Origin of the sequence: Mycobacterium gordonae (assembly GCF_002101675.1) — a bacterium.
GTDB classification, from domain to species: Bacteria; Actinomycetota; Actinomycetes; order Mycobacteriales; family Mycobacteriaceae; genus Mycobacterium; species Mycobacterium gordonae.
The window spans coordinates 32,977-46,138 of record NZ_LQOY01000093.1; the positions used below are offsets into that span (position 1 = coordinate 32,977).

The 13,162-nt window shown below is 67.0% G+C and carries 11 protein-coding genes; 9 read left to right on the forward strand and 2 right to left on the reverse strand.

Features of this window, described 5'->3' with window-relative positions; translation table 11 throughout:
• Positions 1-79: 79 nt before the first annotated feature.
• Positions 80-1,810: a cytochrome c biogenesis protein DipZ gene (locus AWC08_RS15490; protein ID WP_069434011.1), complete on the reverse strand. Its 1,731-nt coding sequence runs from the start codon at positions 1,808-1,810 to the stop codon at positions 80-82.
• Positions 1,811-1,921: 111 nt separating this feature from the next.
• Positions 1,922-2,587 (reverse strand): fasciclin domain-containing protein, encoded by a 666-nt coding sequence (locus AWC08_RS15495; protein ID WP_083271191.1) that lies wholly within the window; start codon positions 2,585-2,587, stop codon positions 1,922-1,924.
• Between the two features lie 95 nt (positions 2,588-2,682).
• Here AWC08_RS15495 and dxr point away from each other — a divergent pair, with 95 nt between their 5' ends.
• The 9 genes from dxr to AWC08_RS15540 all read left to right on the forward strand — a co-directional run bounded on the left by dxr (position 2,683) and on the right by AWC08_RS15540 (position 13,154).
• On the forward strand, positions 2,683-3,927 hold the full coding sequence (gene dxr, locus AWC08_RS15500) for a 1-deoxy-D-xylulose-5-phosphate reductoisomerase (RefSeq protein WP_069434013.1): 1,245 nt from the start codon (positions 2,683-2,685) through the stop codon (positions 3,925-3,927).
• A gap of 19 nt (positions 3,928-3,946) precedes the next feature.
• The gene (locus tag AWC08_RS15505) at positions 3,947-5,161 is read left to right on the forward strand and encodes a M50 family metallopeptidase (RefSeq protein WP_069434014.1); all 1,215 of its coding nucleotides are present in this window, start codon (positions 3,947-3,949) and stop codon (positions 5,159-5,161) included.
• Positions 5,162-5,183: 22 nt separating this feature from the next.
• Positions 5,184-6,356 carry a flavodoxin-dependent (E)-4-hydroxy-3-methylbut-2-enyl-diphosphate synthase gene (gene ispG, locus AWC08_RS15510; RefSeq protein ID WP_069434015.1) on the forward strand — a complete coding sequence of 391 codons (1,173 nt, stop codon included), beginning with the start codon at positions 5,184-5,186 and terminating at the stop codon, positions 6,354-6,356.
• Positions 6,357-6,415: 59 nt separating this feature from the next.
• Entirely contained in the window at positions 6,416-7,270 is an 855-nt protein-coding gene (locus AWC08_RS15515; RefSeq protein WP_069434016.1) for a GNAT family N-acetyltransferase, read from the forward strand.
• A 157-nt stretch (positions 7,271-7,427) separates the two neighbouring features.
• The gene (locus tag AWC08_RS15520) at positions 7,428-9,236 is read left to right on the forward strand and encodes a penicillin-binding transpeptidase domain-containing protein (RefSeq protein WP_142283607.1); all 1,809 of its coding nucleotides are present in this window, start codon (positions 7,428-7,430) and stop codon (positions 9,234-9,236) included.
• A 64-nt stretch (positions 9,237-9,300) separates the two neighbouring features.
• Positions 9,301-9,864 carry a DUF1707 SHOCT-like domain-containing protein gene (locus AWC08_RS15525; RefSeq protein ID WP_065136691.1) on the forward strand — a complete coding sequence of 188 codons (564 nt, stop codon included), beginning with the start codon at positions 9,301-9,303 and terminating at the stop codon, positions 9,862-9,864.
• A 124-nt stretch (positions 9,865-9,988) separates the two neighbouring features.
• Entirely contained in the window at positions 9,989-10,846 is an 858-nt protein-coding gene (map, locus tag AWC08_RS15530) for a type I methionyl aminopeptidase (RefSeq protein ID WP_069434018.1), read from the forward strand.
• A 103-nt stretch (positions 10,847-10,949) separates the two neighbouring features.
• Entirely contained in the window at positions 10,950-12,452 is a 1,503-nt protein-coding gene (locus AWC08_RS15535) for a cobyric acid synthase (protein WP_065136662.1), read from the forward strand.
• A gap of 147 nt (positions 12,453-12,599) precedes the next feature.
• The gene (locus AWC08_RS15540) at positions 12,600-13,154 is read left to right on the forward strand and encodes an alpha/beta hydrolase (protein ID WP_065136661.1); all 555 of its coding nucleotides are present in this window, start codon (positions 12,600-12,602) and stop codon (positions 13,152-13,154) included.
• The last annotated feature ends 8 nt before the right edge of the window (positions 13,155-13,162 follow it).

The following is a 13,162-nucleotide window of genomic DNA, read 5'->3' on the forward strand; positions in this document are numbered from 1 at the left end:
ATTAGTTCGCTCCTCGTAGTTGAGTGCCGAGAGACCCCTGACATCAAGGATTCGGAGCCACGCGCCACCTGGATGGGTGTTACCCGTAAGTTAAGGAGAAAACCTGCAATCCCTTGCTGGGTCGCACCTCGATGATCCCCGCTGACTGACGGGGGTCGGCAACGATCTGGTGCGACGTGGGCGGCCCGTCGATGGCCACGGTGGTGGACTTACCGTTGCGCGTCACGGTGAGTGTGCCGGTACCGCCGACGACGACGTAGATGTCCTTGGCGTGGTAGTTGAGCTTGATGGCCGAGTCGTCGCCAGTTGCCGTGGCGCCCTGGTAGTCCAGCGCCCACGGGCCGCTCAGGGCGAAGCTGTCGGCGGCCAGGTTGGGCGGATAGCGGAACGTCTGCGCGCCCTCGTCGTAGTCGCCGCCGCCGCCGTAGTTCACGGCTTTGCCGACGGCGAAATAGGTTTCGGCCGTAGTGATCGCTTTGGGCGTGAGGTCGGGCGCACCCACCGGCGCGGGGAGCGCGACACCCGGGCGGGCGTCGCTGAGTAATTGCCGGATCAGCTGCTCGGTGTCGTCATAGCCACCCTCGCCGAATTTGAGATGGCGCACGGTCCCGTTGGCGTCGATCAGGTACTCGGCCGGCCAGTAGCGGTTGCGGTAATTGGTCCACGTCGAGTAGTTGTTGTCCAGCGCCACCGGGTATCTGATGTCCAGATCGGCCGCGCCCTTGGCGACGTTCTCCGGCACTTTTTCGAAGGCGTACTCCGGGGTGTGGACGCCGATGACCTCCAAGCCGGCATGCTTATAGGCCTGATACCAGCCGACGACGTGCGGGATGGCCCGTTGACAGTTGATGCAGGAGTAGGCCCAGAAGTCGATCAGCACGACCTTGCCGCGCAACGACTTCAACGAAATCGGCCCATTGGCCGGCGTGTTCAGCCAATTGGTGATTCCCCGCAAATCCGGTGCAGTCCCGCAATTTTCGAGCCTGGCGCCGCCCTGCGTGCAGTTTGCCAACGCCACATTCTGATCGGTGACGATGCCGCCGAGCTTCTCCTGCACCTGCTTGGAGCCGGCCACCCTTTCCTGCAGCGATGCGGTGTAGTCAGGAATGGCGCGCTGCAGCACGGCCGGAAGGTCGAACACCAGAGCCACCGCCAGCAGGATCGTCACGATACCGGCGCCGATCCGGATCTCGCGCTGGCGACGCCGAAATGCACTCACCCGCTGTGCTATTCGTTGGCCGGCCAACGCGAAGAACAACAACGGCAACGCCGCACCGACGGCGAACGCGGCGGTGAGCACCACGGTGCCCGTGCCGATCTGCGCGGTCGCCCCGGCCACCACGATCGCGGCCAGCACCGGACCCGCGCACGGCACGTACAGCACCCCGAGCGCCAATCCGAGCCCGAAACCGTTGCCGCGCATCGCGATCTGGCGCTGCGGGATGCGGGAAAAGGGCCGTTCGAGCAGCTGCTCGAAACGCGGGAAGATCAGACCGACGCCGATCGCGACCAACGCCACCAGCGCGATCCACCGGATGGCGTCCTGCGGCAGATGCAGCGCGGAGAGCAACGCCGAGCCGAGCAAGGTTACGACGCTGAAACTGAGCACCAGGCCGCCGATCACCCGGTAGGGGCGCGACGCTTCCGACCGGGCCACCTTGGGCTTGACCGCTACCGCGCCGTCCGAGGGCGCTTGAGCAGCTGCGCTGTTCGCACCGGAGAAGAAGAGCACCGGCAGCACCGGAAGGATGCATGGTGAGATGCCGGTGATCAGACCACCGAGAAAGCCGATCAGCGCGAGAGTCCACATGTCAGCTATTCGTCACGGCGACCATGCTGGATTGGTTCAAAGCCAACGAAACTGGCAAGGAAAAAGGCAGCCCACCTGAGGTGGGCTGCCTTGGTCCGACGGCTGCAGACGTCACTGTGCCGGGGGCATCAGCACCGTGTCGATCATGTAGACCGTCGCGTTGGCGGTGTGCACTCCGCCGCACACCAGGCCCGCGGCGTTGACCTTCAGATCGTTGCCGGCCCCGGTCACCGTCACATCGGCGCCTTGCAGCGTCTTGTGGGTGCCGGCCACCTTGGCCGGGCTCGCCTGCCCGTTCACCACGTGGTAGGTCAAGATGCTGTTCAGCAGCTTCGCGTCGGTCTTGAGCTGGTCGATGGTGGCTGCCGGCAGCTTCTCGAAGGCCGCGTTGGTGGGCGCGAAGACGGTGTACTGGCCGCTGTTCAGCGTGTCCACCAGGTTCACCTGCGGGTTGAGCTTGCCGGACAACGCCGAGGTCAGGGTGCTCAGCATCGGGTTGTTCGACGCCGCCGTCGCGACCGGGTCCTGGGCCATACCGGCTACCGATCCGGGACCGGTGGGGTTTTGCGCCGCGTACTCCGAGCAGCCGGGTCCGATCAGGTCGGCCGCGGGATTAGCAGATGACGGCGCGGCGCTGGGGGTCGCCGAGACGCTCGCGGTGGTGGCGCTGCTGGTGCCCTGGGAGGCGGGCTTGCTGTTGGAACATCCGGCGAGTCCCGCGATCGCGATCGCCGCCAGAGCCGCCGCTGCCACTGACTTGGCCTGAGTATTCATCACGTGTCAATTCCTTTGCTGGAGAACAGTTTCCAGGCGACGGCCAGCGCCGCCCTAAGTGCCGTACACCAAGTCATTCGGAGTGAGGCCGATCAGGGATGGGTGCGAGTTTGAAAAGGCGGCACAATGGGTGGGTGACTTTCTCGGGCGACGGCCAGGATGGGCAGGCTGCCGGCGAGCGGCTGCGCGTACTGGTGCTGGGCAGCACCGGGTCCATCGGCACCCAGGCGCTGGAGGTCATCGCCGCCAACCCGGACCGGTTCGAGATCGTCGGCCTGGCCGCCGGCGGCGCCAACCTGGACACGCTGCTGCGCCAACGTGCCGAGACCGGGGTCACCAACATCGCCGTCGCCGACGCCGACGCCGCCGCGCGGGCCGGTGACATCCGGTTCCAAGGCCCCGACGCCGTCACCCGTCTCGTGCAGGAGACCGAGGCCGACGTGGTCCTCAATGCTCTGGTCGGGGCGCTCGGCCTGCGTCCCACGCTGGCCGCGCTGGAATCGGGCGCCCGCCTGGCGCTGGCCAACAAGGAGTCCCTGGTCGCCGGCGGCCCGTTGGTGCTGCGTGCGGCCCGGCCGGGCCAAATCGTGCCGGTCGACTCCGAACACTCCGCACTGGCACAGTGCCTGCGCGGCGGCACCCCCGACGAGGTCGCGAAGCTGATTCTGACCGCCTCCGGGGGGCCGTTCCGCGGCTGGTCGGCCGCCGACCTCGAGGGCGTGACGCCCGAACAGGCCGGCGCGCACCCCACCTGGTCGATGGGCCCGATGAATACGCTGAACTCGGCGTCGCTGGTCAACAAGGGGCTCGAACTCATCGAAACCCACCTGTTGTTCGGCATCCCCTACGACCGCATCGAGGTGGTGGTCCACCCGCAATCGATCATCCACTCGATGGTGACTTTCATCGACGGCTCGACCATCGCCCAGGCCAGCCCACCGGACATGAAGCTGCCCATTTCGCTGGCCCTGGGCTGGCCACACCGGGTACCGGGAGCGGCCACCTGCTGCGACTTCTCCACCGCTTCTACCTGGGAATTCGAGCCTCTGGATGCCGCTGTGTTCCCGGCCGTCGAGCTGGCGCGTCAGGCCGGGGGAACCGGAGGCTGCATGACAGCCGTTTACAACGCGGCTAACGAAGAGGCGGCCGAAGCGTTTCTCAAAGGACGGATCGGTTTTCCTGCCATCGTCGCCACCATCGCCGACGTGCTGCACGCTGCCGACCAATGGGCCGCGTCACCCGCTACCGTGGATGACGTACTCGAGGCGCAGCGCTGGGCCCGCGAGCGGGCTCAAAGCGCGATGGCGACACCGGCGTCGGTCAGAGTCTCGGGCATGGCGTGAGAAAGGTCGTAACAGACAAATGATGTTCGTTATCGGCATTGTGCTGTTCGCACTCGCCATCCTCATCTCGGTCGCTCTGCACGAGTGCGGACACATGTGGGCCGCCCGCGCCACCGGCATGAAGGTGCGCCGCTACTTCGTCGGCTTCGGCCCCACGCTGTGGTCCACCCGGCGCGGCGAGACGCAGTACGGCATCAAGGCCATCCCGGCGGGCGGTTTCTGCGACATCGCCGGCATGACGCCGGTCGAGGAACTCGCTCCCGATGAGCAGGACCGCGCGATGTACAAGCAGGCCACCTGGAAGCGGGTGGCGGTGCTCTTCGCCGGCCCGGGCATGAACTTCGTCATCTGCCTGGTGTTGCTCTACGCCATCGCGTTGGTCTGGGGCCTGCCCAACCTGCACCCGTCCGACAAGGCCATCGTCGGCGAAACGGGTTGTGTCGCACAGGAAGTCAGCCAAGGCAAGCTGGACAAGTGTAACGGCCCGGGCCCCGCGGCACAGGCGGGTATGCGCCCCGGAGACGTCGTCGTCAAGGTCGGCGACACCCCGGTGAACACGTTCGAGGACATGGCCAACGCGGTGCGCAAGCTGCACGGCACCGTGCCGATCGTCGTCGAGCGCGACGGCAAGACGATCACCACCAACGTCACCGTCGAATCCACCCGTCGGTATGTCCCCAGCGGACAGAACAATCAGCTCGAGCCGGCCAACGTCGGCGCCATCGGCGTCGGCGCTCCTCGCAACGAGCCCACCCGCTACAACGTGCTGACCGCCGCGCCGGCCACCGTAGCCTTCGCCGGGCAGTTGACCGTCGAGGTCGGCAAGTCACTGGCTGCCATACCGACCAAGGTCGGCGCGCTCTTCCACGCGATCGGCGGCGGCCAACGCGACCCGCAGACGCCGATGAGCGTCGTCGGTGCCAGCATCGTCGGCGGCGACACCGTCGACCACGGGCTGTGGGTGGCGTTCTGGTTCTTCCTGGCTCAGCTGAACCTGGTGCTGGGCGCGATCAACTTGCTGCCCTTGTTGCCTTTTGACGGCGGCCACATCGCGGTTGCGCTGTTCGAGAAGATCCGCAACTCGATCCGCACCGCTCGCGGCAAGGTGGCGGCCGCGCCGGTGAACTATTTGAAGCTGATGCCGGCGACCTATGTGGTGCTGATCTTCGTGGTCGGCTACATGCTGTTGACCGTCACCGCTGACCTGGTCAACCCGATCCGGCTCTTCCAGTAACGACAGAGAAGGTGAACACACTGTGACCATTGGCCTGGGCATGCCGCAACCCCCGGCGCCCACGCTCGCCCCCCGGCGTCCCACCCGTCAGCTCATGGTCCGCGACGTCGGTGTCGGCAGCGACTACCCGATCTCCGTGCAGTCGATGTGCACGACCAAGACCCACGACGTCAACTCGACCCTGCAGCAGATTGCGGAATTGACTGCGGCGGGCTGTGACATTGTCCGAGTGGCCTGCCCGCGGCAGGAGGACGCCGACGCGCTCGCCGAGATCGCCCGGCACAGCCAGATCCCGGTGATCGCCGACATCCATTTCCAGCCGAAGTACATCTTCGCCGCGATCGACGCCGGCTGCGCCGCGGTGCGCGTCAACCCGGGCAATATCAAGGAGTTCGACGGCCGGGTCGGCGAAGTCGCCAAGGCGGCCGGAGCCGCGGGCGTCCCGATCCGCATCGGCGTCAACGCGGGCTCACTCGACAAGCGGTTCATGGCCAAGTACGGCAAGGCCACCCCCGAGGCGCTCGTCGAGTCGGCGCTGTGGGAGGCCTCGCTGTTCGAGGAGCACGGCTTCGGCAACATCAAGATCAGCGTCAAGCACAACGACCCGGTGGTCATGGTCGCCGCCTACGAGCAGCTGGCCGCGCAGTGCGACTACCCGCTGCACCTCGGAGTGACCGAGGCCGGCCCGGCGTTTCAGGGCACCATCAAGTCCGCGGTCGCCTTCGGTGCACTGCTCTCGCGCGGCATCGGGGACACCATCCGGGTGTCGTTGTCGGCGCCGCCGGTCGAGGAAGTCAAGGTCGGCACTCAGATCCTGGAGTCGCTGAACCTGCGGCCGCGCAAGTTGGAGATCGTGTCGTGTCCGTCGTGCGGGCGCGCGCAGGTCGACGTCTACACCCTGGCCAACGAAGTCAGCGCCGGCCTGGATGGCCTGGAAGTGCCGCTGCGGGTGGCGGTGATGGGCTGCGTCGTGAACGGGCCGGGGGAGGCGCGCGAGGCCGACCTCGGCGTGGCCTCGGGCAACGGCAAGGGCCAGATCTTCGTCAAGGGCGAAGTCATCAAAACCGTGCCCGAAGCCCAGATCGTCGAAACGCTGATCGAGGAAGCGATGCGGCTCGCCGAGCAAATGGGTCTGGAAACCGAGAACGATCCCGGGACGGCAGCGAGCGGTTCGCCTATTGTGACCGTAAGCTGAGAAGGGCCACGCGCGTAGCTTTTCGGTGGCCCACAGTACGCATCACAGAAGGTTATGAGATGTCGGCTCCGCCCATCTTGCGCCTCGTCGGCGAGAGGCGGGTTTCGGTGGTGCGCGACGCCGCCGCCGTCTGGCGGGTACTCGGGGACAATCCGGTCGAGTCCTGCATGGTCGCCGCGCGGGTGGCCGACTACGGCGTCGAACCCAATTCGATTGGCGGAGAATTGTGGACCCGGCGCGCTCCGGAGGAGTCGCTGTGTTTCGCCGGTGCCAACCTGATCCCGCTGCGCGGAAATCTGATCGATCTCAATGCGTTCGCCGACGAGGCCAAGAGCACGGCCCGCCGGTGCTCGTCGCTGGTGGGCCGCGCCGACCTGGTGCTGCCCATGTGGCGGCGGCTCGAGTCGGCCTGGGGCCCGGCCCGTGACGTGCGCGACCGCCAGCCGCTGATGGCGCTCAACAGCCACCCCAACTGCACGCTGGACACCGAAGTGCGCCAGGTCCGGCCCGAAGAACTCGACGCCTACCTGGTCGCGGCCGTGGACATGTTCATCGGCGAAGTCGGGGTCGACCCGCGGATGGGCGACGGCGGCCGTGGTTACCGACGGCGCGTGGCCAGCCTGATCGCGGCCGGACGGGCCTGGGCCCGGTTCGAGCACGGCCAGGTCGTGTTCAAGGCCGAGGTGGGTTCGCAGTCGCCGTCGGTCGGACAGATCCAGGGAGTCTGGGTGCATCCCGAGTGCCGTGGCCAGGGGCTGGGCACCACCGGCACCGCCACGCTGGCCGCCGTGATCGTCGGCAGTGGACGCGTCGCCAGCCTGTACGTCAACGACTTCAACACGGTCGCCCGCGCTGCGTATGCCCGTGTCGGGTTCAAAGAGGTCGGCACCTTCGCCACGGTGCTGCTCGATTAGTAGCCGTTTCCGCGAGTGGAACCGTACTGCGTAAATCGGCGCTCGAAATCGCAGCCTCGTTCCGCTCGCAATTCCCCGCCGCGGATAACGGTCGGGTCTCGGTGTGTCTGCGTCGGCGCGGCGGCCACGGTCCATAACATCAGTACCGATGGTCACAATTTTCTCACGAACAACATTGGCAACATCGGTCGCAGGGTTGCTGGTGGCGCTGACCGTGTTGCCCGGCTGCACGCCCAAGCCCGAAGGGCCCGGCCCGGCCGCCGAGAGGTTCCTGGCAGCACTGTCGGTCGGTGACACCGCGACCGCCGCCCAGCTCAGCGACAACCCGAACGAAGCCCGCGAGGCGCTCAACGCCGCCTGGGCCGGCCTGCAGGCCGTCCACCTGGATGCGCAGGTGCTGAGCTCGAAGTACGCCGAGGACACCGGCACCGTCGTGTACCGGTTCACCTGGCACCTGCCCAAGAACCGGACCTGGAGCTACGACGGCCAGCTGAAGATGGCCCGCGACGAGGGGCACTGGCAGGTCCGTTGGGCGACCACCGGGCTGCACCCGAAGCTGGGGGAGCACCAGACGTTTGCGCTGCGGGCTGACCAACCGCGGCGCGCCTCGGTGAACGAACTGGGCGGCTCGGACGTACTGGCGCCCGGCTACATCTACAACTACTCGCTTGACGCCACCAAGGCCGGGCCGGACCTGATCGGGACCGCGCACGCCATTGTGGACACCTTGCATCCTTTCAACGACACGCTCAACGATCCCCAGCTGCTGGCCGAGATGGCCAGCTCGGCCACCCAGCCGATCGATCTGGCCACGCTGCTGCCCGACGACAGCAACCGGGTGTTCCCGGCCATCGGCCAATTGCCCGGGGTCGTCATCACCCCGCACCCCGAGCTGCTGCCCACCGATCCGAATTTCGCGCCCGCGGTCATGGCCGAGGTCAAGAAGGCCGTCGTCGACCAACTTGACGGCCAGGCCGGATGGCGAATCGTCAGCACCAACCAGAACGGTGTCGACGTCGCGGTGCTGCACGAGGTGGAAGGCTCGCCGGCGCCGTCGGTGTCGATCACGCTGGACCGGGCCGTGCAGAACGCCGCCCAGCATGCGGTGGACACCCGCGGTGGCAAAGCGATGCTGGTCGTGCTCAAGCCGTCGACCGGGGAGATCCTGGCCGTCGCGCAGAACGCCGGAGCGAACGCCGAGGGCCTGCTGGCTACGACCGGCCTCTACCCGCCCGGGTCGACCTTCAAGATGGTCACCGCCGGCGCCGCCGTCGATCGCGACATGGCGACCCCCAACACGATGGTCGGCTGCCCGGGCCACATCGACATCGGCCACCGCACCATCCCGAATTACGGCGGCTTCGATCTCGGCGTGGTGCCCATGTCGCGCGCCTTCGCCAGTTCGTGCAACACCACCTTCGCCGAACTGAGTTCCAAACTGCCGCCGCGCGGTCTGACGCAGGCGGCCACCCGTTACGGCATCGGGCTGGACTATCAGGTGGAGGGCATCACGACCGTGACCGGGTCGGTGCCCCCGACCGTCGATCTGACCGAACGCACCGAGGACGGATTCGGCCAGGGTCGGGTGCTGGCCAGCCCCTTCGGCATGGCGCTGGTGGCAGCCACAGTTGCCGCCGGCAAGACACCGGTGCCGCAGTTGATCGCGGGCCGCCCGACCACTGTCGCCGGCGACAACACTCCGATCAGCCCGAAGATGGTCGAGGCGCTGCGTCCGATGATGCGGCTGGTCGTCACCAATGGCACCGCGAAGGAGATCGCGGGCTGCGGGGAGGTGTACGGCAAGACCGGGGAAGCCGAGTTCGCGGGCGGCTCGCATTCCTGGTTCGCCGGGTACCGCGGCGACCTGGCGTTCGCGGCGCTGATCGTCGGGGGCGGCAGCTCGGAATACGCCGTCCGGATGACCAAAGTGATGTTCGACTCGCTGCCGCCGGGCTACCTGGCCTAACAGGATTGCCGACCCGCAACAGCGGTAAGTTGCGAAGGTGAGCACGACCGGGCCGGGTGGGGACATGGCGGCGATGCGGGTGTCGGACGCCGACCGCAACGGCACCACGCGCCGGCTGCAGAATGCCCTGGCGCTCGGACTGATCGACATCGACGAGTTCGAACAGCGCACCCGCCAGGTGTCGTATGCGCGCACCCGCGACGAGTTGGACTCGCTGGTGGGCGACCTGCCCGCGCCGGGGGCGATCGTCACCTCGGCGACCGACCGGGTGGAACTGCGGGGCTGGGCCGGCTCCTTGAAGCGCCACGGTGAGTGGATGGTGCCCACCCGGCTTTCGCTGGTGCGCCGGTTCGGGTCGATCGACCTGGACCTGACCAAGGCGCGGTTTGCGGGTCCGGTGGTGGTCATCGAACTCGACATGAAATTCGGCTCGCTGAATCTCTGGCTGCCCGAAGGCGCCAGCGCGTCGATCGACAACGTCGAGGCGTATGTGGGCAGCGCGTCGGATCGGCGCAAGGATCCGCCGGCCGAAGGCAATCCGCACGTCGTATTGAGCGGCCAGGTGGTGTTCGGCTCCGTGATCATTCGAGGGCCGCGACGCAACCTTTTGCGCCGGCCCCGATCCTGAGGTGGGGCGTGCCCAGCCTGAAGATGTGCAGCGAAAGTGCGAGCAAGGCCCTGCAGATCTTCAGGGTCGGTGCGGTGCGGGCGCTCGGCGGCACCACGGGCGCGGCATCGTTAAGCTAGCTGCCATGCCTGTTCGAACTGCGCTGTCCCCCGGCGTGCTGTCCCCGACGCTGCCGGTGCCCAAGTGGATCGCGCGCCCGGAGTACGTCGGCAAGCCCACCGCTAAGGAGGGCTCTGAGCCCTGGGTGCAGGATCCCGAGGTCATCGAGAAGATGCGGGTGGCCGGCCAGATTGCGGCGCGCGCGCTCCAGGAAGCGGGTAAGGCCGTCGCGCCGGGTGTCACGACCGACCAACTCGACCGCATCGCGCACGAGTACATGGTCGACAACGGTGCCTACCCGTCGACGCTGGGCTACAAGAACTTCCCCAAGTCGTGCTGCACCTCGCTCAATGAGGTGATCTGCCACGGCATCCCCGACTCGACGGTGATCGAGGACGGCGACATCGTCAACATCGACGTCACCGCCTACATCAACGGGGTGCACGGCGACACCAACGCGACATTCCTGGCCGGCGACGTCTCCGCGGAACACCGGCTGCTGGTGGAGCGGACCCACGAGGCGACCATGCGGGCGATCAAGGCCGTGAAACCGGGACGGCAGCTCTCGGTGGTCGGCCGCGTCATCGAATCGTATGCAAATCGGTTCGGCTACAACGTGGTTCGCGACTTCACCGGTCATGGCATCGGCACGACTTTCCACAATGGTCTGGTGGTGCTGCACTACGACCAGCCCGCGGTCGAGACGGTCATTCAGCCGGGGATGACCTTCACCATCGAGCCGATGATCAATCTGGGCTCACTGGACTACGAGATCTGGGACGACGGCTGGACCGTGGTCGCCAGGGACCGCAAGTGGACCGCCCAGTTCGAGCACACCCTGCTGGTCACCGACACCGGTGCCGAAATCCTGACCCTGCCGTGAGTTTGGTGGCGCGAGCAGACGCAAAGGCACCTTTTTCGGGGCGAAAATGGGCGCCTTTGTGTCTGCTCGCCGCACTGCTCGCCGCACTGCTCGCCGCAACAAGGTGAGTGGGGCGCTGCTGGTGGCGGGCACCAGCTCGGACGCCGGGAAATCCATGGTGGTCGCCGGTCTGTGCCGCCTGCTGGCGCGCCGCGGAGTCCGCGTCGCGCCGTTCAAGGCGCAGAACATGTCGAACAATTCCGCTGTCACCGTCGAAGGCGGCGAGATCGGCCGCGCCCAGGCGATTCAGGCGCGGGCGGCGGGTCTGGAACCCAGCGTGCGATTCAACCCTGTCCTACTCAAACCAAGCAGCGACGGGACTTCGCAGTTGGTCCTGCGTGGGCAGGCCACTGAGTACGTCAGCGCAGCAAGCTATTTCCAGCACCGCGATCAGGTTGCCGAAGTCGTTCACAGCGAATTGGCGAGTCTGCGTGCGGAATTCGACGCAGTGATCTGCGAAGGAGCCGGATCTCCCGCCGAAATCAATTTACGGTCAACCGATATCGCGAACATGGGTCTGGCCCGGGCCGCCGAGCTGCCGGTGGTGCTGGTCGGTGACATCGACCGCGGCGGCTTGCTGGCCCATCTGTTCGGGACCGTCGCGGTGCTCGACCGCGAGGACCAGGCGCTCATCGCGGGCTTCGTCGTCAACAAGTTTCGCGGTGACCGTGCGCTGCTGGAACCGGGCCTGACGCAGCTCGCCGAACTGACCGGTCGGCCCACCTACGGAGTGCTGCCGTATTGCGAGCAACTGTGGCTCGACGCCGAAGATTCCCTGTCAGTGGTGGCGCACCGGGTGGTCGGCACGCCCGAGCCGCCGCAGGGTGAGCAGTGGTTGCGAGTGGCGGCGATTCGCCTGCCACGCATATCGAATTCGACCGATATCGAGGCGCTGGCCTGTGAACCCGGTCTCTTGGTGCGTTGGGTCACCGATCCAGCCGACGTGGTCGACGCCGACCTGATCGTGCTGCCGGGCAGCAAGGCCACCGTTGCCGACCTGTCCTGGCTGCGGGAACGCGGCCTGGCCGCGGGCATCGTCGATCATGCCGCGGCGGGTAAGCCGGTGCTCGGAATCTGCGGCGGCTTCCAGATGCTCTGCCGCGGCATCGACGACACGGTGGAGTCGCGCGCCGGGGCGGTGCACGGATTGGGGTTGCTGGACGCCGACATCGGCTTCGCTGCGGCTAAAACGCTGCGTCGGTGGCGAGAGCCGTTGTCGGGCTACGAGATTCATTACGGACGGGTGACCCGGTGTGCCGAGCCGGCGTGGTTCGATCCCGGCTGCGAGGCGGCCGGCATCCGGCGCGGAGCGGTCTTCGGCACGCACTGGCACGGACTGCTCGACAACGACGATTTTCGGCGGGCATTCCTCACCAGCGTCGCCGGTGCGGCCGGCCGGGACGGGTTCGTGGTGGCCGGCGACGTGAATGTCTCCGCTCGCCGCGACCGTCAACTCGACGTTGTCGCCGACCTGCTCGACGAGCACCTCGACGTGAACGCGGTGCTGGATTTGCTGACCGGTCCGCCGGCGCGGCGACCGCATCTTTGCAGCGAGTTGCGCCGGTAAGACGGGTGAAAAGGCCGCAATGCCGAAGGCACGGGGCATCGGCAATTTCGCTCTTCAGGCCATCAACTTCGTGCAGCGGCGGCTGACGGGTCTGCTCTCCGGCGTGTAAACCCGGCCCATTCGGCGTAGTTTGACGGGGTGCCCAGGATGATGACCACGATCGACGGGTTTTCGGCGCAGGTTGCGGTCGCCGGTCCGGAGAAGGGTGTCGTCGTGGTGATACTGGGCGCCGAGCAACGGGCGGTGGCGGCCTACGACGCGATCTGCGAGCGCCTGCACACGGCTTCGCTGAGAACCGTCGTGATCGGTGCGGACCCGCGCCTGACCGCCAAATCGGTGATCGGCATCCTCGACGCGCTCGGCGTCGGCTGGGCCGTGGTCGTGGGTGATCGCGACGGGGCTGAACTCGCCTGGGAATTGGCGGCCACGAGATTGGGCCGGTTCGCCGGCCTGGTGGCCATCGACCGCGGACACCCAGCCGTGGCCGACGCCGACGGTGCGGTTCTGGACGACCAATGTCCACCGGTGGAGATCGGCACCACCGTATTGGTGAGTTCGCCCGCCACGCGAAATGCGGCACGCGACAGTCAGCGACTGGTTTTCTCCGACTACCGCGTCGTGGATCTGGCCGGGCGCCGCAATGCACACGAGTCGACAGCGCAGTTGGCCACCGAGATAGTGCTGCGTACCAGCGCCTGGTAGTGGGCGGA